Source organism: Serratia sp. MYb239 (assembly GCF_002966855.1).
Lineage (GTDB): Bacteria > Pseudomonadota > Gammaproteobacteria > Enterobacterales > Enterobacteriaceae > Serratia_B > Serratia_B rhizosphaerae.
Genome location: NZ_CP023268.1, coordinates 1,782,260 through 1,803,850 on the forward strand (window position 1 = coordinate 1,782,260; position 21,591 = coordinate 1,803,850).

At 57.4% G+C, this 21,591-nt stretch carries 19 protein-coding genes; 10 read left to right on the top strand and 9 right to left on the bottom strand.

From position 1 onward, the window contains the following. Positions 1–8: 8 nt before the first annotated feature. The 3 genes from pqqU to lpxO all read left to right on the top strand — a co-directional run bounded on the left by pqqU (position 9) and on the right by lpxO (position 4,640). The gene (gene pqqU, locus CLM71_RS08410; RefSeq protein ID WP_105230605.1) at positions 9–2,159 is read left to right on the top strand and encodes a TonB-dependent receptor PqqU; all 2,151 of its coding nucleotides are present in this window, start codon (positions 9–11) and stop codon (positions 2,157–2,159) included. Between the two features lie 561 nt (positions 2,160–2,720). After that, a complete protein-coding gene (gene phoH / locus CLM71_RS08415) occupies positions 2,721–3,509 on the top strand; it encodes a phosphate starvation-inducible protein PhoH (RefSeq protein WP_105230606.1) in 789 nt (262 codons plus the stop codon). Between the two features lie 228 nt (positions 3,510–3,737). Next, positions 3,738–4,640 carry a lipid A hydroxylase LpxO gene (lpxO, locus tag CLM71_RS08420; RefSeq protein WP_105230607.1) on the top strand — a complete coding sequence of 301 codons (903 nt, stop codon included), beginning with the start codon at positions 3,738–3,740 and terminating at the stop codon, positions 4,638–4,640. A 65-nt stretch (positions 4,641–4,705) separates the two neighbouring features. Here the strand turns inward: lpxO and chaA are convergent, their stop codons facing one another. Together chaA and CLM71_RS08430 are read right to left on the bottom strand one after the other, a co-directional pair. Next, positions 4,706–5,806 carry a sodium-potassium/proton antiporter ChaA gene (gene chaA / locus CLM71_RS08425; protein ID WP_105230608.1) on the bottom strand — a complete coding sequence of 367 codons (1,101 nt, stop codon included), beginning with the start codon at positions 5,804–5,806 and terminating at the stop codon, positions 4,706–4,708. 314 nt (positions 5,807–6,120) lie between these two features. Then, on the bottom strand, positions 6,121–6,939 hold the full coding sequence (locus tag CLM71_RS08430) for a siderophore-interacting protein (RefSeq protein WP_105230609.1): 819 nt from the start codon (positions 6,937–6,939) through the stop codon (positions 6,121–6,123). A 59-nt stretch (positions 6,940–6,998) separates the two neighbouring features. Here CLM71_RS08430 and CLM71_RS08435 point away from each other — a divergent pair, with 59 nt between their 5' ends. From CLM71_RS08435 to cbl, 3 genes are all read left to right on the top strand, one after another. After that, positions 6,999–7,322: a hypothetical protein gene (locus tag CLM71_RS08435; protein WP_105230610.1), complete on the top strand. Its 324-nt coding sequence runs from the start codon at positions 6,999–7,001 to the stop codon at positions 7,320–7,322. Continuing rightward, on the top strand, positions 7,316–7,993 hold the full coding sequence (locus tag CLM71_RS08440; protein ID WP_105230611.1) for a gamma-glutamylcyclotransferase: 678 nt from the start codon (positions 7,316–7,318) through the stop codon (positions 7,991–7,993). The genes CLM71_RS08435 and CLM71_RS08440 overlap by 7 nt, the downstream gene beginning before the upstream one ends. A 260-nt stretch (positions 7,994–8,253) precedes the next feature. Beyond that, positions 8,254–9,207 (top strand): HTH-type transcriptional regulator Cbl, encoded by a 954-nt coding sequence (cbl, locus tag CLM71_RS08445; RefSeq protein WP_105230612.1) that lies wholly within the window; start codon positions 8,254–8,256, stop codon positions 9,205–9,207. 47 nt (positions 9,208–9,254) lie between these two features. Here cbl and CLM71_RS08450 read toward each other — a convergent pair whose 3' ends face one another. The 4 genes from CLM71_RS08450 to CLM71_RS08465 form a co-directional block, all read right to left on the bottom strand. Next, positions 9,255–10,052, bottom strand: coding sequence for a DNA/RNA non-specific endonuclease (locus CLM71_RS08450; protein WP_105230613.1), 798 nt, complete (start codon positions 10,050–10,052; stop codon positions 9,255–9,257). A gap of 181 nt (positions 10,053–10,233) precedes the next feature. Continuing rightward, the gene (locus CLM71_RS08455; protein ID WP_105230614.1) at positions 10,234–12,228 is read right to left on the bottom strand and encodes a choline BCCT transporter BetT; all 1,995 of its coding nucleotides are present in this window, start codon (positions 12,226–12,228) and stop codon (positions 10,234–10,236) included. 325 nt (positions 12,229–12,553) lie between these two features. Continuing rightward, entirely contained in the window at positions 12,554–14,014 is a 1,461-nt protein-coding gene (locus CLM71_RS08460) for a TrkH family potassium uptake protein (RefSeq protein ID WP_105230615.1), read from the bottom strand. Between the two features lie 126 nt (positions 14,015–14,140). After that, positions 14,141–14,761 (bottom strand): LysE family translocator, encoded by a 621-nt coding sequence (locus CLM71_RS08465; protein ID WP_105230616.1) that lies wholly within the window; start codon positions 14,759–14,761, stop codon positions 14,141–14,143. Positions 14,762–14,830: 69 nt separating this feature from the next. Between CLM71_RS08465 and CLM71_RS08470 the strand changes: the two genes are divergently transcribed. Beyond that, on the top strand, positions 14,831–15,757 hold the full coding sequence (locus tag CLM71_RS08470) for a LysR family transcriptional regulator (protein WP_105230617.1): 927 nt from the start codon (positions 14,831–14,833) through the stop codon (positions 15,755–15,757). Here CLM71_RS08470 and CLM71_RS08475 read toward each other — a convergent pair. Next, complete coding sequence (locus CLM71_RS08475) at positions 15,754–16,329, bottom strand: helix-turn-helix domain-containing protein (protein WP_105230618.1); 576 nt, start codon at positions 16,327–16,329, stop codon at positions 15,754–15,756. The genes CLM71_RS08470 and CLM71_RS08475 overlap by 4 nt on opposite strands. 77 nt (positions 16,330–16,406) lie before the next feature. Between CLM71_RS08475 and CLM71_RS08480 the strand changes: the two genes are divergently transcribed. Next, a complete protein-coding gene (locus CLM71_RS08480; RefSeq protein ID WP_105230619.1) occupies positions 16,407–17,321 on the top strand; it encodes a DMT family transporter in 915 nt (304 codons plus the stop codon). A gap of 46 nt (positions 17,322–17,367) precedes the next feature. Here CLM71_RS08480 and cycA read toward each other — a convergent pair whose 3' ends face one another. Continuing rightward, positions 17,368–18,768 carry a D-serine/D-alanine/glycine transporter gene (gene cycA / locus CLM71_RS08485; protein ID WP_105230620.1) on the bottom strand — a complete coding sequence of 467 codons (1,401 nt, stop codon included), beginning with the start codon at positions 18,766–18,768 and terminating at the stop codon, positions 17,368–17,370. 800 nt (positions 18,769–19,568) lie between these two features. Between cycA and CLM71_RS08490 the strand changes: the two genes are divergently transcribed. After that, positions 19,569–19,916, top strand: a complete 348-nt coding sequence (locus CLM71_RS08490) for a DUF4377 domain-containing protein (RefSeq protein ID WP_105230621.1) — start codon at positions 19,569–19,571, stop codon at positions 19,914–19,916. Positions 19,917–20,101: 185 nt separating this feature from the next. Further along, on the top strand, positions 20,102–20,530 hold the full coding sequence (locus CLM71_RS08495; protein WP_105230622.1) for a universal stress protein: 429 nt from the start codon (positions 20,102–20,104) through the stop codon (positions 20,528–20,530). A 36-nt stretch (positions 20,531–20,566) separates the two neighbouring features. Here the strand turns inward: CLM71_RS08495 and CLM71_RS08500 are convergent, their stop codons facing one another. Continuing rightward, positions 20,567–21,580, bottom strand: coding sequence for an Ldh family oxidoreductase (locus CLM71_RS08500; RefSeq protein ID WP_105230623.1), 1,014 nt, complete (start codon positions 21,578–21,580; stop codon positions 20,567–20,569). Between the last annotated feature and the right edge of the window lie 11 nt (positions 21,581–21,591).

Consider the following 21,591-nt stretch of genomic DNA (forward strand, 5'->3'; position numbering starts at 1 on the left):
ATTCACATATGAAACCTATTTCCGGGAATACCTGCGCCGCTGCGGTGGCGCTGCTGCCTGTTTTATGGCCGGCGATCGCCGGCGCGGCGTCAGGGGCCGATGACGAGGCGACCGTGGTGGTTACGGCCAAGCGCAGCGGCCTGTCTGAACTGAGTACGCCGGCGGCGGTCAGCGTGGTTAACGGCGAGCAGTTGCGCGACGCCAAACCGCAAATCAACCTGTCGGAGAGCCTTGGCGTCGTGCCCGGACTGCAGGTGCAAAACCGCCAGAATTACGCGCAGGATCTGCAGCTGTCGGTACGCGGTTTTGGCGCGCGCTCAACCTACGGCGTACGCGGCGTGCGGATTTATGTTGACGGAATTCCCGCCACCATGCCGGACGGACAGGGGCAAACCTCAAATATCGATTTGGCGTCGGCCGATAAAGTGGAAGTGCTGCGCGGGCCGTTCTCCGCGCTGTATGGCAACGCCTCCGGCGGGGTGCTCAACGTTGAAACGCAGACCGGCCGCCAGCCGAACCGCGTTGAGGCGGGCATGTACGCCGGCAGCTATGGATCCTGGCGTTACGGCCTTAAGGCCAGCGGCGCCACCGGCGACGGCAGTCAGGCCGGCGACGTCAACTATGCCGTATCCGCGACGCGTTTTACCACCGAAGGCTTCCGCGAGCACAGCGGCGCGCGTAAAAATCTGGGCAACGCCAAACTGGGCGTGCGTCTGGATGATGCCAGCACCCTGACGCTGCTGTTTAACAGCGTCGATATCAACGCCGACGATCCTGGCGGCCTGACGCGGGAAGAGTGGCAGGATAATCCGCGCCAGGCGCCGCGCGCCGAGCAGTTCAATACGCGAAAAACCGTGTCGCAGACCCAGGGCGGCCTGCACTATCAGCGACAGTTCGGCGACAGCGATGATCTGAGCGTGATGATGTATGCCGGTGAACGGGAAACTACCCAGTACCAGTCGATACCGGTATTTGTCCAGCAGCGCAGTGCCCAGCAGCCCGGCGGGGTGATTGTGCTGGCGCGCCACTATCAGGGCATTGATACGCGCTGGACGCACCGCGGCGCCATCGCCGCCGTGCCCTATACCCTGACCGGCGGCCTGAACTACGAAACCATGACGGAACAGCGCAAGGGCTATGAAAACTTTGCCGAGGTGAACGGCGTGCAGCAGCTGGGTGTGAAGGGCAATCTGCGCCGTGACGAGCGTAACCTGATGTGGAACCTCGACCCGTATCTGCAAAGCTCCTGGCAACTGACGCCGCGCCTGACGCTAGACGCCGGCGTGCGATTCAGCACCGTCAACTTTGACTCCAATGACCACTTTATTACCCCCGGCAACGGCGATGACAGCGGCAACGCCCGCTATCACCAGTGGTTGCCCGCCGGCGCACTGCGCTATGCGCTGGCGGACGGCTGGAATATTTATGCTGCCGCCGGACGCGGTTTTGAAACGCCGACCATCAATGAGCTCTCTTACCGGCCGGATGGCACAGCCGGCATGAACTTCGATCTGCAGCCGGCCGTCAGCGATACGCTGGAAGTGGGCAGCAAAACCCGCATCGGCAACGGGCTGCTGACCGCGGCGCTGTTCCAGACCGATACCCGTAATGAGATCGTCACCGCCAACAGCAGCAACGGACGCAGCAGCTACAAAAACGCCGGCCAGACACGCCGCCGTGGCCTGGAGTTGGCGCTGGACCAGCAATTTGGCGAGGCGTGGCGGTTAAACATGGCGTGGACGCTGCTGGACGCGCGCTATCGCGACGATATTTGCGGCGATGCCGCCTGCTCGGCGGATAAGTTTATCGGCCGCGGCAACCGTATTCCGGGCATCGCCCGCAATATGGGTTATGCCTCGCTGGCGTGGGCGCCGGAGCAGGGCTGGTATGCCGGCGCTGAAGTGCGTTATATGAGCGATATCCAGGTGAATGACGCCAACAGCGCCCAGGCGCCGTCTTATACTACCGTTGGTCTGAACAGCGGTTACCGTTATCCGCTGGGCAACTGGCTGGTCAACGTTTTTGGCCGGGTCGATAACCTGTTTGACCGTGACTACGTGGGCTCGGTGATCGTTAATGAAGGCAACGGGCGCTTCTATGAACCGGCGCCGGGGCGTAATTGGGGCGGCGGCGTAAGCGTTTCTTATTCGTTCGAATAATAGCCGATAGCATGCCGGACGGTCGGCATGCTATATTAATACCGCCGCTCAAAAAATAAGCGGAACTATGGGCCGATGCTGGAAAAATAAATTTTTTTACATTTAAGCAACGCAGACTGGCGTATTGTCATTATACTGTAATCATCTGGCGGTAGTTTTCACACGGTGCACAGCCCGAGGCTGTAAATAACACTGCGGGGATCGCTAATGGTAAAGTCCTGGTTGGGGCTACAAAGAAAAAATAACATCACCTCCCTGATTTCTCGTTGTAACGAGGGTTCTCTCTCCGACTCTCTTTTTCTCGCTACTTTCTACCCTGTCACGCGCAACGCCATACTTGCTCATTCCGTTTATTTCGTCTCTTCGTCCGGTGAATCTCGGCATAATAACGCGGCTGCAGGTTTACTTTATCCATTGGCTTGTCCCCGCTCTTTTCGGGCCGTCGCCCGCAGGGCCGAGATATATATTGGCTTGAAGGAGGCCAAAACCTAATACGTGTGTGAAACATTCATCGCGCGTGAATAACGCTGCGGTAGGTGAAACAAACTGTAAGGTGCCACTATGGGAAGACAGAAAGCAGTGATCAAAGCACGTCGTGAAGCGAAACGCGTAATTCGTCGTGACGCTCGCAGTCATCGCCAGTTGGAAGAAGAAAGCGTGACTTCGCTGGTGCAAATGGGTGGCGTTGAGTCTATCGGCATGGCGCGGGATAAGCGCGATAGCTCACCCATCGAGGCGCGAACCGAGGCTCAGGGTCATTACTTGTTAGCCATAGAAAATAAACAGTTGATCTTTGCCACCGGCGAAGCCGGGTGCGGCAAAACCTTTATCAGTGCGGCGAAAGCGGCGGAAGCGCTGATTCATAAAGAAGTGGATCGCATTATTGTCACCCGTCCGGTGTTGCAGGCGGATGAGGATCTTGGCTTTTTGCCGGGGGATATTTCCGAGAAGTTTGCCCCTTATTTCCGCCCGGTGTACGACATTCTGCAGCGTCGGCTGGGATCGTCTTTCCTGCAATATTGTCTGCGGCCGGAAATCGGCAAGGTTGAAATTGCACCTTTCGCCTATATGCGCGGGCGGACATTTGAAAACGCGGTGGTGATTCTGGATGAAGCGCAGAATGTTACCACCAGCCAGATGAAAATGTTCCTTACCCGTCTGGGGGAAAACGTGACGGTGATCGTCAACGGCGATATTACCCAGTGCGACCTGCCGCGCGGGGTAGAGTCGGGCCTGAATGATGCGCTGCAGCGTTTCGAGGAAGATGAAATGGTCGGTATTATTCGCTTTGATAAACAGGATTGCGTACGTTCCGCACTGTGTCAGCGTACGCTGCACGCCTACAGCTAACCTCCCGCTAACCCGAGTAAAAAGGCCGCTATGCGGCCTTTTTTATTGCCGGCGAACAATCTGCACTTTGTTGAGTTATTGTGTAATTTTTTGTGGTTTATTGTATAGAAAATCATTTCTACACTGTTGATGATGATTGGCTGTACACCTTGCCGTCTCGCGGCAAGGAACGGGTCCTGCGCCGGCCTGGCTCAGGGATGGCTATGTATATTATTCTGATGAAAAACAATGAAATATATCGTTTTAATTCTGTTTATTTTATGCGTGGTTTATGTGCATTATCGTGGTCGGGTTCGTTACGGTTTCTGGCGCCAACTGGCTGACCATTCGACCTTCACCGCACCGCTGAACGTCTTTATGTACCTCTTTTCCCGCGTGCCTACCACGCCGTATCTGCCGCAAGAGCTGTTCCCGGAGTTACAGGCGCTGCGCGACAATTGGCAGACCATCCGTGATGAAGGCCGCCAGCTGATGGCAATCCAGCAAATCAAAGCGTCCGATAAATATAATGACGCAGGCTTTAACTCCTTCTTTAAAACCGGCTGGAAGCGCTTTTATCTGAAATGGTATGAGGACAGCCATCCTTCGGCGATGACGCTGTGTCCGCAGACCACCGCGCTGCTGCGTACGCTGCCGTCGGTCAAAGCTGCGATGTTTGCCGAGCTGCCGGACGGCAGCCGCCTGCCGCGTCACCGCGACCCTTATGCAGGCTCGCTGCGCTATCACCTGGGGCTGATTACGCCGAACGACGACCGCTGCTTTATCGAGGTGGACGGCGAGCGCTACAGCTGGCGCGACGGTGAGGACGTGCTGTTTGACGAAACCTATCTGCACTACGCGGAAAACAAAAGCGGGCAGAACCGCCTGATTCTGTTCTGCGATATTGAACGGCCGATGCGCTACCGCTGGACGCAGCGGGTGAACCACTGGCTGGGACGCCATCTGATGAGCGCCGCCACCGCGCCGAATGAAGCGGGCGACCGTACCGGCGGCGTCAACAAAGCCTTCAAGTATATCTACGCCATCCGTCGGGTAGGAAAACGGCTGAAGGCCTGGAATAAAACGGTGTATTACATCATTAAATGGCTGCTGTTCGGCGGTATCGCCGTGGGGATTTTCTGCGCGCTGTAGCCGGCGGAAAAACAAAAGGGCTGAACGTGGCGTTCAGCCCTTTTTTCATGCCGTTATCGTCGGGATCAGGCGAAGATGGTCAGCATATAGGCGGCGAACAGCGCCAGGTGGGCGGTGCCGTTCAGCACGTTGGTGCGGCCGGTGGAGAAGGAAATCTGGCACAGGATCAGCACCGTCAGCATTACCACCATATGCGGCGCCTGCAGGCCGAAGATCAGCGTCTGGCCGGTCAACGTGGCGATAATGGTTACCGCCGGCACCGTCAGGGAAATAGTCGCCAGCACCGAACCGAAGAACAGATTCATGGCGCGCTGCACCTGGTTGTTCAGCACGGCGCGCAGGGCGCCCAGGCCTTCCGGCGACAGGATCAGCAGCGCTACCAGGAAGCCGGTGAACTGAGCCGGCGCGTTCACTTTGGTCAGCAGGCCTTCCAGCGGGCCGGCATTGAATTTGGTCACCGCGATCACCGCCACCAGATGCACCACCAGCCAGGCGGCGTGCCACAGGCTGCTGTGGGAGGACGGTTTTCCGTGGTGCGGGTCGCCATCGTCGTCTTCATGCTCGTAGACAAACAGATTTTGGTGCGTTTTCGTCTGGATCAGCAGGAACACGCCGTACATGGCGGCGGAGATCATGGCGACCAGCAGCGACTGGCCGGTGCTGAAATTGCCGCCCGGCAGGGCGCTGGGCAGCACCAGCACGATCACCGCCAGCGGGAAAATCGCCATCAGATACTGTTTGATGCCGCCGAGGTTGACGTACTGGGTGGCGAATTTACGTCCGCCCAGCAGCAGGGCAAAGCCCACCAGACCGGCGGTGACGATCATGATGATGGAATATAGGGTGTCGCGCATCAGGGCCGGCGCGGCATCGCCGGTCGCCATCAGCGCGGAGATCAGGCTGACCTCCAGGATCACCACCGACAGGCTGAGGATCAGCGAGCCGTAGGGTTCGCCCAGGCGGTGGGCCAACACGTCGGCATGGCGCACGACGCTGAAGGCACTGCTCAGAATACCGAACAGAGCGAGAATATTAATGCCGACGATCAGCGGGAAGTTGCTGGTGTCGCTCCACAGGTTCAAGACAACCAGCGCAGCGATCGGAAAAATCAGGGAATACTCGGTATGGCGGGATTTAGATCGGCCAGGATCGTGTTGCGACTTCATGGATGGTACGTCTCCTTTCTCGAACTGCAGGTTCCCGGCTGTGTGCTAATCATCTGTATAACCGACGATTTCGCGTATCACGGAAGATACTTAATCATAGGATATGCTGACTGGATTGCACCGTGGGAATAGTGATGTTGTGGTGTTATGAGCAAGAAAAAACTTGCTTTATGTGACATAGGGTAACAAAAAAACCGCAGGGGATGCGGTTTTTTTTACTTACTTTTACGCAGCTAAGCGATTTTTTATCATTAACCCGCTAAAAAAATCAGTTAACGAAGAATTTCCTCGTCAATACACGCAGGTTGAACGTATCAGGAATCAATATTGTCCATGATTTCATGGCGTGTCTCATGATAACCCTCTTCATTTAGCCCCTCACGCCAGTAAGGTACTGCATAAAGCTGATTACGCTCACATTGACGCTCGCGGCGAAGGTAGCGACGCAGGGTGACCACCAGTTGATCCTCGCCGGCCAGCCAGAAATGCGTATGGCCGGCGGGCAGTGGCTGCGCGCAGAACTGGGTAATCAGCGCTGCGGTTTTATCGGTGCCGCCGATAATCCAGCTCAGCTCAAAACCGGCCGGTTTGCGCAGGTCGAGGGCATCGGCGCTGCTGTCGACGCGGATAAAGGCGTGTCCTTCGCTGCGCGCCGGCAGATTTTCCAGCAGGGCGGCGATGGCCGGCAGCGATGAGGGATCGCCCGCCAGACAGTAAAAGTCAGCCTCCGGCAGCATCGGTTTCGGCCCGCCGGGATTGCTGATGCCGATGATGTCGCCGGCTTTGGCGTTACGGGCGAAGCTGACCGCCGGGCCGTTATGGTCGTGCATGGCGAATTCAATATCGATTTCACCCTGTTCCGGGCGAATGGCGCGTACGGAGTAGGTGCGCACCAGCGGGCGTACGGCGTCCGCCGCCCAGACCGGGCCATTTTCGGTCAGGCGCGGCAGATCGGGCTGGCTTTGCCCGGCGCGCGGCAGAAAGACTTTGATATGCGCCGCGGCGGCGTTGGCCGGGTAATACTGTAAATCGTCGGCATAAAAGGTGATGCGACGCAGGTGCGGCGTTACGTCATGAACGCGGGCAACGCTGATTAAATAGGGGGCGCGGGTGCGGGGTGCTTCGGTAGTCACGGCGTTCTCCTGTTGTCGTTGTGGCGGCAGTATACCACGACCATTGATAATGAGAATCGTTGCCAATTAATGGCGCACCGTTTGCCAAGGCCGTGGTTTACTTCCCGAATAACGTTGCGGGATATTTTTGCCCGGTGGCGTTGAGCCGATATATGCGGTTTATCTGTCTGACTGGCAAGGGGGGAAATATTATTGCTGCTGTGTACAAATACTTTTGCCGGCTAAAAAGCGCCGCAGACTTGATTGCCGCTGCGGAAAAGAATAGTGTCATTATCTGGCGGACAAATAGTGAACTAATAAAATTCCGTACAGATAGCGATATGTTTAAATCAGTGGCGAAGGGGAGCGCTGGTGCTGCTACCCGGGAGGTTGATCGGTGTTAACGCGAGATTTTCTGCAACAGGCAGATTGCAAAACGGCATTTGGTACGATTGAAGAGACGCTGTTGCTGACGCCGGAACAGCGGGCAGAATCGCTGGCGCACACGCTGGCGCAGCGGCCGGACAGCGGCCCGGTCTGGGTCTTTGGCTACGGCTCGCTGATGTGGAACCCGATTTTTGAAGCGGAAGAGGTGCAGCCCGCTACCCTGCAGGGTTGGCACCGGGCGTTCTGTCTGCGCCTGACCGCCGGGCGCGGCACCCAGCATCAGCCCGGGCGCATGCTGGCGTTGAAAGCCGGCGGGGAGACCAGCGGCCTGGCTTTCCGCCTGCCGGAAGCGCATCTGGATGACGAGCTGGCGCTGCTGTGGAAACGTGAAATGGTGACCGGCTGTTATCTGCCGACTTGGTGTGAACTGGCGCTGGACGGCGGCCGGAAGATCACCGCGCTGGCGTTTGTGATGGACGCGCAACATCCGCTGTTTGAAGCGGACACCTGTCATCAGGTGGTCACGCCGCTGATTGCCAGCGCCAGCGGCCCGCTGGGCACCAACGCCCAGTATCTGTTTGCGCTCGACCGCGAATTGAAAAACCACGGCATGCGTGATGACGCCATTGGCGAGCTGGCCAGCAGCGTGCGTCAGTGGCTGCAGCAGCATACGCCGGTTGCCGGCTGAAGCGACGACGCGTTTGATTATATCCAATCTCTATATTTAATAACCATCAGCAAGGGCGGTAAATAAACCGCCCTTTATTTATGGTTATCTATCTCGTTATTTTTCCTGACTTTTTATTGCCCTCGTTTTTTACACCGACAGGATGCGGCGTTTGCTTGGCGACTTATCGTGAAAAAGCATAACTAAAGGTTATTTCTTATTTGTGAGCCTGTCGCCGTCCCCGTATCAATATTGGGAAATCGTGTGCAATGGGGGACAGGATGAATTTCCAACAATTAAAAATTATTCGGGAATCGGCCCGTCGTAATTACAATCTGACCGAAGTGGCCAATACCTTATTTACTTCGCAGTCGGGGGTCAGTCGGCATATTCGCGAGCTGGAAGAAGAGTTGGGCATCGAAATATTTATTCGCCGCGGAAAACGCCTGTTGGGGATGACTGAACCGGGCAAGGAATTGCTGGTGGTGGCCGAGCGTATTTTGAACGACGCCAATAATATTCGCCGGCTGGCGGATGTGTTCAGCAGCAACGACAGTGGGCAGCTGCATATCGCCACCACCCATACTCAGGCGCGCTACAGTCTGCCGCGGGTGATTAAGGAGTTCCGCACGCTGTATCCGCGCGTACGGGTGGTGCTGAATCAGGGTACGCCGGAAGAAATTGTCGCCATGCTGGCTTCCGGGGAGGCGGATATCGGCATTGCCAGCGAGCGTCTGATGAACGATGACGCGCTGGCGGCGTTTCCGTATTACCGCTGGCACCACGCAATTCTGGTGCCGGAAAACCATCCGTTGACGCAGGCAGGGCCGCTGACGCTGGAGCAGTTAAGCACCCAGCCGCTGATTACCTACCGGCAGGGGATTACCGGGCGTTCACGCCTTGATGCGGCGTTTAAGGCGGCGGGGCTGACGCCGGACATCGCCCTCAGCGCGCAGGATTCCGACGTAATTAAAACCTATGTGGAGCTGGGACTGGGGGTAGGAGTGCTGGCCGATATGTCGTACGAGAAAGAGCGCGATCGCGGGCTGGTCAGCCTCAATGCCGAACACCTGTTTGAGCCGAATACCGTCTGGCTGGGGCTTAAGCGCAGCCAGCTGCAGCGCAACTACGCCTGGCGTTTTATTCAGCTGTGCAATCCGACGCTGACGCTGACGGAGATTAAAGATCAGGTGTTTTCCGCGCAGCTTGAACCGGTGATTGATTACCAGATTTAAGTTTTCTGATTGGCGGGAGCATGTGCCCCCGCCGTGGTTCCGCCGGGTTAGGCCTGGCAGCCCATCAGTTCGGGCAGGACGCCTGGCTTGGCCTTCAGTTTTTCCTGTACCGTATCCGGCAGACCGGCCCATAAAATCAGGCCGCTGCGTTTTTCCACTTCGCTGACGGTGGTGCGGAACTGGCAGAAGTCGGCGTCGCGCGGGGTATTCTGATCAAAGATAAAGGCGGCGTAGTGGTTCACCTCCGGGCTGTTGTTGATAAAAATCACCTTCCAGTAGCCGCTGGGAATGGTGTGTGATTTGTCGGTGCCTGGCAGTTTGCCGATCTCGCGCTCATACAGCGGGCCGGTGACGGTATACACCGAACTGACGTCGGCGCGGGCGATCAGTTTGCGTTCCTGCTCTTCCAGCGCCGCCCAGGATCCCTGATTGAGCGCGGATTTTTGCGGCGTGATATTGGAGAGATAGTTCAGCGATTCCCAGTCCGACACGTTCGCCAGCGAGGCCAGCGGCGCCTGATGGCCGCGATCCACCTGCAGCGCGGCGTTGGCGCCGGTGTAGTCGGCCGGGGCCAGAGTGTCCTGCGGCTCCAGCGCGGGGTCGGTTTTCCAGCTGCGGCTTTTGCCGCTGGCCAGCGTATCTTTGGTGATGTGGTAGGCCACCCAGTTGGCGAATTTGGTGCTGCTGTTGTTATTCAGCGTGTAGGCGTGGCGCACGATTGACACGTTGGTGCTGCCGCCGGTCGGGCAGCCGACGGCGCAGTTGTCGATTGATTCGGGCGTAGCGGCGAAGGTTTGCGCGCTGACGAGTATGGCGAACAGGGAGAAAAGTTGGTTCAAACGCATGGTGGCATCCTCAAATAAGTTAAGAAATACTGTATTTATTTACAGTGTTTTTAACCTATCGCAGCGTTATGAATACAACAATGCAACACATTGATGTTGGTGATGTGTTGTTGGGGATACATAAAAGAGAGGCGTTGAGGCGAAAAAAAACCGCCCCGGGAGGGGCGGTTGAGGTAGCGTTTTACCGTACCAGATGCAGGAAGTGCAGGTGCTTCTCATACTGGTCGAGAATATCGTGGATGATCTGTTCTTGCGTCCAGCCCATCACGTCATAATCCTGGCCGCCTTCCTTCAGGTGGATTTCCGCACGGTAGTACTTGTGCTCTTCGTCCCGCTCTTCATCGTTCAGCCCCGCCAGGGCGAAGGCCGGCTGAATATAGGCGCGCAGACGCACTTCATACACAAAGTTCAGGTCGTCGCCTAAATCCACTTCAAAGCGAATACGGTCGTCCTGCGAGTCGTCGATGGAGGATTCGGTGCTCTGTTTTACCAGCTCGGCTTCCACCAGCGTCATCGCCGGGTGCACCACTTCGCTGACAAAGCGCTTCACGTGCGAGCGTTTCGGGAAGTAGGCGATATTGCGCAGGCGTCGCTGCCAGGAGATCGGGTTGCGCGCAGCGGTCGGTGCGATGGTGGTGGTGGTCTGGCTGTCGCGCTTATGGGCGTCGACCCGCAGCGCTTTCAGCAGCCCGTAAATCGAGATCAGCAGGATGATGGAGAACGGCAGGGCGCTGGCGATGGTGACCGTCTGCAGTGCGCTCAGGCCGCCGGCAACCAGCAGTGCAATCGCCACTACGCCCATCAGCGCGGCCCAGAAGATACGCTGCCAGATTGGCGTTTTGTCGGAACCGCCCGAAGCCAGCGTATCAACCACCATAGCGCCGGAGTCCGCCGAGGTGACGAAGAACACCACCACCATCGCCATGGCGATAAACGACAGGATATTGGCGAACGGGAAGTGCTCAAGGAAGTTAAACAGCGCCAGCGAGACGTCGGTCTGCACCGTTGTCGCCAGATCGCGCGCGCCTTCAGCCATAATCAGATGGATGGCGCTGTTGCCGAAGAAGGTCATCCACAGCAGGGTGAAGCCGGCCGGAACAAACAGCACGCCGGTAACGAATTCGCGGATGGTGCGGCCGCGGGAAACGCGGGCGATAAACATACCGACAAACGGCGACCAGGAGAGCCACCAGCCCCAGTACAGCAGCGTCCAGCCACCCAGCCAGTTGCTGGATTTCGGTTCGTAAGCGTACAGGTTAAAGGTTTTGCTGACGATTTCAGACAGGTAGCCGCCGGTATTTTCCACAAAGGATTTCAGCAGCAGCACGGTCGGGCCGAGGATACCGACCAGCACCAGCAGCAGGATCGCCAGGCTGAGGTTCAGTTCGGACAGGATGCGGATGCCCTTGTCCAGCCCGGATACCACCGACAGCGTCGCCAGCCCGGTGATCACCACGATCAGCACCACCTGCACCGTTTCATTGATCGGCAGGCCGAACAGATGGTTCAGGCCGGCGTTGACCTGCAGCACGCCGTAGCCCAGCGAGGTGGCGACGCCGAAAACGGTACCGATAACGGCGAAGATATCCACCGCATGGCCCAGCGGCCCGTAGATGCGGTCGCCGATAATCGGGTACAGCGCCGAGCGCAGCGTCAGCGGCAGGCCGTGACGGTAGCTGAAGAACGCCAGGATCAGCGCCACGATGGCGTAAATCGCCCAGGCGTGCAGGCCCCAGTGGAAGAAGGTCAGACGCATGGCCTGTTTTGCCGCCTCCACCGTTTCCGGCGTGCCGACTGGCGGAGAAAGGTAGTGCATCACCGGTTCGGCGACGCCGAAGAACATCAGGCCGATACCCATACCGGCGGAAAACAGCATGGCGAACCAGGAGACATAGCTGAAGTCCGGCTGGGCGTGATCCGGCCCCAGCTTGATGTTGCCGTAACGCGACAGGCCCAGATAGGTGACGCTGAGCAGAATCAGCGCGACCGCCAGGATGTAGAACCAGCTGGCGTTGGTGAATATTCCTTGTTGTAGTGCTTTGAATTTACGATCGGCCAGCTCGGGATAGAGCGCGGCAAACGCCACCAGGACGATGATCAGTGCGGCGGAAATGAAAAATACCGGAGGATTGATATGGCTACGACGTGCCACGTTTTCAGTGTCGTTTTGGCTCATAGAATACCTTCTAGTCCGTTAGGGAGTGATATCCCCTTTATGCTTGAAACTGCATCTGTGTTGCAGACGGTTGCACCCAAATTATTGCTTCATTGAGATGCGCTCCCTTACCGTCGTGATGCAAGTCCAAATTATCTGGGATAAAGCGAGTAGTTGGAAATAACAACTCCAGAGAAAATAGCGTGAGTACGCCAGAAAAATAGTGCTGGAGGAGTATACACTAAAATTGACATAACTTGAATTTACGGGCTTTGAGGTTTTTTAACTTGTTGTTTTTAAATTGAAATGAAGGTTGCCTGTCGACAATGCCGACAGGCGGTGGCCATCAGAAACGCCAGAAGGTGCGGGAGCATAAAATCAGAATCGGGTAAATCTCCAGGCGTCCCAGCAGCATGGCGGCGCACATCAGCCATTTGGCGGGATCGGAGAGCGTGCCGAAGCCGGCCGCCGTTTCGCCAAATCCCAGGCCCATATTGTTGATGCAGGCGGCGACGGTAGCGAACGCGGTCATCATGTCATAGCCCATCAGGTTCAGCGCCCAGACGAACAGACAGCTGAACAGCACGTACAGAAAGAAAAAGCTCCATACCGATCGCAGTACGCGATCGTGCACGGAGGCGTCGCCAACCTTGATGGTGAAAATGGCGTTGGGGTGCACCAGCTGGTTGACCTCGTGACGGCTCACTTTATACATAATCAGAAAGCGCAGCGCTTTAATCCCGCCGCAGGTTGAGCCCACGCAGCCGCCGAAGAAACTGGCGCCGAGCAGCAGCAGGATGGCGTTGGTCGGCGTTTTGGCGTAGTCGGCGGTGGCGAGGCCGTTATCGGTCATCATTGAACTGGTGAGGAAAAAGCCGTGCACCAGCGCGTCTTTGATGCCGTACATCCCGGAGCGGTACAGTTCGGCCACCACAATGGCCACGATGATGGCCAGAACCAGCAGGAAAAAGCGCAGTTCGGGATTGCGGAGGAGCGGCTTCAGGCTGCGGCGGCTGATGGCGACGAAGAACAGGGTGAAATTGATGGCCGCCAGTACGGAGAAAATGCCGCCGACCAGCTCGATCGGCGCGCTGTCGAAATAGCCCAGGCTCTCATTACGGGTGGAAAAACCGCCCAGCGACACGGTGGACAGCGCGTGACACAGGGCATCGAACCAGGGCATGCCGGCCAGGCGAAACGCCAGGGTGCACAGTAACCCGAGTCCGAGATAAATCAGCCACAGATTTTTGGCCGTATCGGCCAGGCGTGGCGTCAGACGCTCCTCTTTAAACGGGCCGGGCATTTCCGACTGATACAGTTTGGCACCGCCGATCCCCAGCAGCGGCAGCACCGCCACCGCCAGTACGATAATCCCCAAACCGCCGACAAAATTCAGCTGCGCGCGATAGTAAAGGAAAGACTTCGGCACCGAGGAGACGTCGTTCAGCACCGACGCGCCGGTAGTGGTGATGCCGGATATCCCCTCGAACATCGCATCCACCAGGCTGATGTTTATCGTATCGTCGAGCCACAGCGGCAGGGCGCTGATAATGGAAAACAGCAGCCAGAACAGCACGATGATCAAAAAGCCGTCCTGGGTGCGCAACTGCACCTTCGACTGGCGGCTACTGAACCAGCCGAGGCCGCCGACCGATGCGGCGATCACCAACGTATAGAAAAAAGAGAAGATGCTTTTTTCTTTGTAGAGCAACGCCATTAATAACGGGGGAATCATGGAAAGGCTGTAGAGAACCACCAAAAAACTGCAAAGATGAACAACAATAACCAGTTGTTTTGTTTTAACCATGCTTGCGCCCGGGTTGCCGAAGGACTGTGCGTCAACACATTGATAGAAGTAGATATAGAATAGCGCGGACGATATAAAAATATCATAAAAATTATGTTATCTGCGTTTGTCCCGGCGCGGGTAGCGTCAGCGGCTCAGGTTACTCAGCGCCAGCAGCGCGCCGAACGTGATTAACAGCCCGCCGAACAGACGGTCGATGCCGCTGCGCAGGCGCAGAAAACGCGTGCTGATGGCCGGGGAGGAAAAGAACAGCGCCACGGCGCCAAACCACAGTATATGCGTCACCGAGATAAACAGCCCGTAACCGATCTGCACCGTCAGTGAGCTTTGCGGATTAACCACCTGCATAAACAGACTGACGATGAAAATGGTGGTTTTGGGGTTCAGCACATTGGTCAGAAACCCGGTTTTCAGTGCGCGCCATTCACCGATGTTGTGCGCAGGCGTTGCGGCGGGAGTCGGCGCCGTCGCCGCATGACGATACATCTGCAGGCCGAGATAAATCAGGTAGGCCGCGCCGATAAATTTCAGCACGGTGAATAGCCACAGCGAACGCTGAATCAACAGGCCGACGCCAACCAGCGTGTATCCCACATGGACCAGTACGCCAAGACCGATACCCAGCGCGCAGTAGAGTCCGGAGGCGCGTGAGCCGGTCAGGCTGTTGCGCGATACCATGGCGAAATCCGGGCCGGGGCTGATAACGGCGAGTAAAGTCAGGGTGACGACGGCAATAAGTTCAGTCATAGTGAGCCTGTATAAGTTATTGATCGGACAGGGCAGCATTGTTGAACGTCGCGGACAGGGAGACAAACGATGAAAACTGACGATATCGGTGAGTCCACCTCACGCAAAATCGGCAGAAATATTTCGCTGGGAGGGCTGCGTTGCTTTGAGGCGGCGGCCAGGCTGGAAAGCTTCACCCTGGCGGCGCATAGCCTGAGCCTGACCCATGGCGCCATCAGCCGGGCGGTGAGGGGGCTGGAGAATGAACTGGGGCTGGCGCTGTTCGAGCGGCGTCACCGCCGGGTCTATCTGACGGCGGCCGGACGTAAACTGTGGCAGGCTACCCAGCAGGCGTTCGATATTCTTGAACAGAGCGTGCAGGAACTGTATCAGCAGGCGCAAAACGCACCTATTGTGCTCTCCTGTGAGCCGACGCTGCTGATGCGCTGGCTGATTCCGCGCATACCGGAGTTTCTGCGCGCCCATCCGGCGATGCATATACAGCTGGTGGCCGGCGGCGGGGCGGTGACTTTTCAGGATGGCATTACGCTGGCGATTCGGCGCAATGATTTTGACTGGGGAGCGAATGTACACAGCATCCCGCTGTTTAGTGAAAAAATTGGCCCGGTGTGCAAGCCGGAAATGCTGACGCATTTTATTGAAGGCAGCCAGGTAGAGCCGCGTTTGCGCCACGATGCGGCGCTGTTGCAAACCGCCACCCGTCCCAACGCCTGGGCAGATTGGGCGCAGGCGCAGGGGATATCGATTGAGGGTATGCCACAGCAGCGTTTTGAGCATTTTTACTTCAGCCTGCAGGCGGCGGTCGCCGGGCTGGGCGTGGCGATCGGGCCGTGGCAGCAGGTACGTGACGATATCAGCGCCGGGCTGCTGGCGGCGCCGTTTGGTTTTCGCCACGACGGCAGCGGCTACAGCCTGCTAATGCCGCAGCCGGTGGCACCGGGCAGCGCGGTGGAAACCTTGCTGCACTGGCTGCAGGGCCAGTCGGCGGATGACTAAAAGGTTACGTTGCGGATAAAGCGTAAAGGGCTTTCGCCGTGGTTGGCGTAAGTATACTGCTGATCGCTGTTGAAGACGTGGGTATCGCCGGCGTGTAGCGTCAGGGTTTGCTGCTCCAGCAGCAGCGTCAGGCACCCCTCAATGACATAAACGATCTCGCGCCAGCCTTCGGCATCGGGCTGTGAGTGATACTGCTCGTGCGGCATCAGCGTCCATTGCCACAGCTCTACCCGCTGACGCGCCGGCACGCTGGCGGTAAAAATCGCCTGGCTGGCCGCCTGCTCGCCTTGCCAGGCCAGTTCGCCGACCAGATGGCTGCCGCGCGCCGCCGGCGCCTGAATCAGATCGCTGAAAGTGACCCCGAGCGCCGCCGCCAGCTTATCCAACACCGCCAGGCTGACGTTGCGCTCACCGGATTCAATGCCTGCCAGCATACGGCGGCTGACGCCGGACTGCGTCGCCAGCGCCATTTGACTCAGCCCTGCCTGCTGACGATAACCGCGCACGTTGCTGCTGAGGTATTGCAGCACCTGGGGAGCGTCGGGTTTACCATTGTGCACTATATTGCTCATTTTTCCGTGATGTCTCATACTGGCAGGATCTGTGCATTATATTGCACGTTGTGTTGATCAAGGGCAAGTCGACATCTATGAGCAAAACATCTTCTACTTCAGGCCTGTTGCTGAAAATCAGGCCGCAGGAAGCGATCCTGATTGTTATTACCATGATCTGGGGCGGTACGTTCCTGGCGATTCATTACGCCATGACGGTTAGCGGCCCGTTCTTTTTTGTCGGGCTGCGTTTTGGCGCAGCCGCACTGGCGTTAATGCTGTTTTCATTGAACAGCCTGCGCGGGCTGACCTGGTATGAATGCAAGGCCGGGATGCTGATCGGGGTGACGATTGCTGTGGGCTACAGCCTGCAGAGTATTGGCTTGCAGACCATCAGCAGCAGCCAGTCGGCGTTTATCACCGCGATGTACGTGCCGATGGTGCCGCTGCTGCAGTGGCTGGTGCTCAAGCGTTTTCCGGGCGTCATGGCGTGGATCGGCATTGTGCTGGCCTTCAGCGGCCTGCTGCTGCTGGCCGGGCCGAACGGCAGCGAAGTCAGCTTTAGCCTGGGAGAGACCGTTACGCTGATCAGCACCGTGGCGGTGGCGGCGGAAATCATACTTATCAGCGCCTATGCCGGGAAGGTGAACGTCAAACGGGTGACCGTGGTTCAGCTGGCGACCGCATCGCTGCTCTCTTTTATGATGATGCTGCCGAGCGGCGAAAAGGTGCCGGCCTATTCCGATTATTTACTGTACTGCGCCGTCGGTCTTGGGATCGCCAGCGCCCTGATTCAGCTCACCATGAACTGGGCGCAGCGCAGTATTTCGCCAACGCGGGCGACGGTCATTTACGCCGGTGAACCGGTGTGGGCCGGCGTGGTGGGGCGCATTGCCGGTGAGCGTCTGCCGGGAGCGGCGCTGTTGGGCGGGGCATTGATCGTGCTGGGGGTGATCGTCAGCGAATTGCGTATTCGACGGAAGAAAAAGCGCGAGGCGCTGGCGGAGAGTTAGAGCAGGACAGAATCAGGGGAGGCTAAGCCTCCCCTTTCAGTCAGTGTCAGGCTGCTTTTTTGTTGCGCGCCATCAGGTAGCCGATGCCCAGCAGCACGAACCACAGCGGGGTGGCCATCAGCGCCTGGCGCGTGTCGTCCTGCAGGGTCAGCAGCACCAGCACGAAGGCAAAGAATGCCATGCATACCCAGCACATCAGCTTGCCGGCCGGCATTTTGTAAATCGACTTTTGGTGCAGTTGCGGACGTCGCTTGCGGTACACCAGGTACGAACACAGGATTATCGTCCAGACAAACATGAACAGGATGGCGGAGACGGTGGTGACCAGGGTAAATACCGTCATCACGTTCGGGATCAGGTAAATCAGCACCACGCCGCCCAGCAGACAGATACAGGAGAAAGTCAGGCCGTTGGCTGGCACAGCGCGCTTGGACAGGTTGGCGAACGATTCCGGCGCGTCACCCTGTTGCGCCAGGCCGTACAGCATACGGCTGGTGGAGAAGACGCCGCTGTTGGCGGATGAAGCCGCAGAGGTCAGCACCACGAAGTTAATCACGCTGGCCGCCGCCGGCAGGCCGACCAGCATAAACAGCTCGACGAACGGGCTCTTGTCAGCCACCACGGAACTCCACGGCGTCACGGACATGATGACGATCAGTGAGAACACGTAGAACATGATGATGCGCAGCGGAATGGAGTTAATGGCGCGCGGCAGCGATTTTTCCGGGTCTTTGGTTTCGGCGGCGGTGGTGCCGACCAGTTCGATGCCGACAAAGGCGAAGACCGCGATCTGGAAGCCGGCGAAGAAGCCGCTGATGCCTTTCGGGAACATGCCGCCATCATTCCACAGGTGCGAGAGCGACGCGACGCTGCCGTTCGGCGACTGGAAGTGGGTGGCGATCATCACTACCCCGGTGATAATCAGGCCGATAATGGCGACGATTTTGATCATCGCAAACCAGAACTCCATCTCACCGAACATCTTCACCGTCGCCAGGTTGAGCGTCAGCAATACCAGCACGCACAGCAGCGAGACGATCCATTGCGACAGGCCGGGGAACCAGAACTGGGCATAGGCGGTGATCGCCACCACGTCGGCAATCCCGGTCACCACCCAGCAGAACCAGTAGGTCCAGCCGGTAAAGAAGCCGGCCCACGGACCGAGCAGATCGGCGGCGAAATCGCTGAAGGATTTGTACTGCAGGTTGGACAGCAGCAGCTCGCCCATCGCCCGCATCACGAAGAACAGCATAAAGCCGATGATCATATAGACGAAGATGATGGAAGGACCGGCCAGACTGATGGTCTTGCCCGAGCCCATAAACAGACCGGTGCCGATAGCGCCACCGATGGCGATCAGCTGAATATGGCGGTTGGTCAGGTTTCTGCGTAGATGATCGTCTGACGCCTCCGCGGCGTCGGCGGTAATTTTAGAGTGGTCTACCATCTGATGATGTCCTGTCTTACCTGTCATGAGTGAAATTATGAGCTCTAAATTGGCTCTTTCTTATACGTTTATCCGGCTGCCCGGTTTGAATTAAGGTAGTGTTACTAATTCACCCTTTTGCAACATGTTTACAACATTTAACGCCAAGGGGAAAGGTTGATTGTTTCTTGTACACAGGAGGTAAATCGGACCTTCAGAGGACGCAAGGTTACCTTCCGGCATAGCAAATTAACAGCCTTTGCGGGCGCTATCTTGTTGATATACCAATAGGTTAAATTTCTAGCATGAGAAAAACTAATGCGTAAAAACGTATCGCCGGCAATGGATGTCCGGCGCCTTTCCGCCGCCAGGTGCTGATGTTTGACGTGGCGACAGCGGAATGTGGCTTACGTCAGGCGGCGCTGGCTACGGAACGGCAGGCCGCTACAAATCATCAGCTTAGCCAATTTCTTTTAAGATCAGGCTGGCAAGAAGGCCGCAAATTTGTGCGATGCCACGCAAAATGACCGTTGCGTTTCACCGTGAATGCAGAAAGGTGATCTGGCGCAAATTTACTGCCTCGGGGAACGCATGCGCGGCTTTTTATCCCTATTTCTTGTCATGCACAAAATTTACGGCACCCGTGGTGGTGTGGCGAAATTTTAAGCAACTCAAGCATCAGGCACGACCAGATGGCTCATCTGCCTTTTGTCTTCATATCAATCTGATTGGCTGGATATGTCGTTAAATCTGGTTTTATATTTTGTTTGCAGACGAGCTATGTTGTTATCATGCCGCTTCGATCTCTGAGGAAACAAACAATGAAAAACAAATCATTAGCGCTCTTATTACTGGCCGGTCTGACCGGCTGCAGCCAGCCGTCAACGTCGCCGGAAGCGTCAGCGCCGGCCGCCGGCAAAAACGAAACCTTATACGTCAACAGCCGTCTGGTGGATTGCGTGGGCGTCGCGCCGATGAAATGCATGCAGGTGCGTCAGTCGCCGGATGCGCAGTGGGAGCTGTTTTACACCCAGATTGAAGGTTTCGAGTTTACCCCCGGCTATCGCTATAAACTGCAGGTAAACGTCAGCGAGCTGGATAATGTCCCAGCCGATGCGTCCTCGTTGCGTTATGTACTGGTCAAACAGCTGGAAAAAACCAAAGCATAAATATTGTGCCGGGGGCGGCGGTATGCGGCCTCCGGCGTGATCTTCTCGCCCGCCTTTTGTTAACGCCGCGCAAGCGGTGAAAGAGTATTAACCCCCGATCACAAAAAACCGACAAATCAATTCATCCGCATCGTCGTCAGCAGTAAGCTGGAAGCCACAGGGCTACCACCAAATAGGGATGACATATGTACCAGATGATTTTAGTACCGGTTGATCTTGAAGAGCCGCAACTGACGGACAACGCAATCAAGCATGTGGAGTATCTGGCCAAGGTTTCGGGCGCCAAGGTACACCTGTTTCATGCGTTGCCGGACGCATCGGCATTTGTCACTGCCTATTCGTTCGGCATTAAAGAATTTGAAAATCAGGCGGAAGTTAACGCGATCGACAAGCTGAAGAACATCATTTCGGAAATGGAGCTGCCGCTGGAGCGTCTGTCCTATACCATCAGTTTCGGTTCACCGCGTGATGAAGTGCTGCAGCTGGCCGACGAGATCGGCGCTGACCTGATCGTGGTCGGCTCACGGCGTCCCAGCGTGAAAACCTATCTGCTCGGCTCCAACGCTGCGGCGATCGTGCGCCATGCCAAAACCTCGGTGATGGTGGTCAGATAAGCGTAACCCCCTCTCCCGACGGGAGAGGGGGACGGTTTAACGGCACAGCGCCTCAATCTCATCGTACAGCGCCTGCGGCAGTTCGATGCCGTGCTGCTCGCTCAGCGGGCGCTGGCGAAAACGTCGTTCGCCGGGCAGCCGTGCGCCCTGTTGCCGCATATCGTTGAACAGCGTTTCGGCGTGGGCCAGATAGCTTGCCTGCTGCTCCCCCAAAAAGCGCTGCGGATCCATGGCGATAATCAACTCGCCGCCGTAAGGCGATGAACCGGTCTGATTATCAAACGCCAGTGACTCTTTACTGGTCATATCGCCGATTAACGGTCCGGCCAATAATTCCACCATCGCCGCCAGCGCAGAGCCTTTATGCCCGCCGAAGGTCAGCATGGCGCCGGCCAGCACGCTGGCGGCATCGGTTGATGGCCGGCCCTCTTTGTCGATTCCCCAGCCAGGCGGCAGCGGTTTGCCGGCGCGCCGGTGCAGCTCTATCTCGCCGCGCGCCGCGGCGCTGGTCGCCATATCAAACACAAAAGGCGGCTGCCCGGGGCGCGGCCAGCCAAAGGCGATAGGGTTGGTGCCGAACAGCGGCTGGCTGCCGCCGGCCGGCGTCACCCAGGCGTGGCTGGGAGTACAGGCCAGCGCCACCAGTCCTTGGTCGGTCAGCGGTTCGATATCGGCCCACAGCGCCGAGAAGTGTACGCAGTGGTTGATCGCCAGCGCGGCGATGCCGTTGTGTTTTACTTTGTCAACAAACGCCGGCAGCGCCCGGCGGTAGGCCACCAACGAAAAGGCGCCGTGGGCGTTGACCCGCATAATGGCGGGGGCGCTGTCGATAAGCTCCGGTTCGGCATCGGCGGAAACTTTCCCCATCTGCAGCGAGTGTACGCAGCCGAGAATGCGATACAGCCCGTGAGAGGCGCAGCCGTCGCGCTCTCCGGCGGTGACGTTCTGCGCCACCGCGTCGGCGTGTTCGGCGCTGAACCCGTTGCTGCGTAGTGCGCGCTGCGCTAAGTGGTAGGCCTGATCCAGCGTCAGGCGTACGCTTGCCGTCATGGTGTACCCTC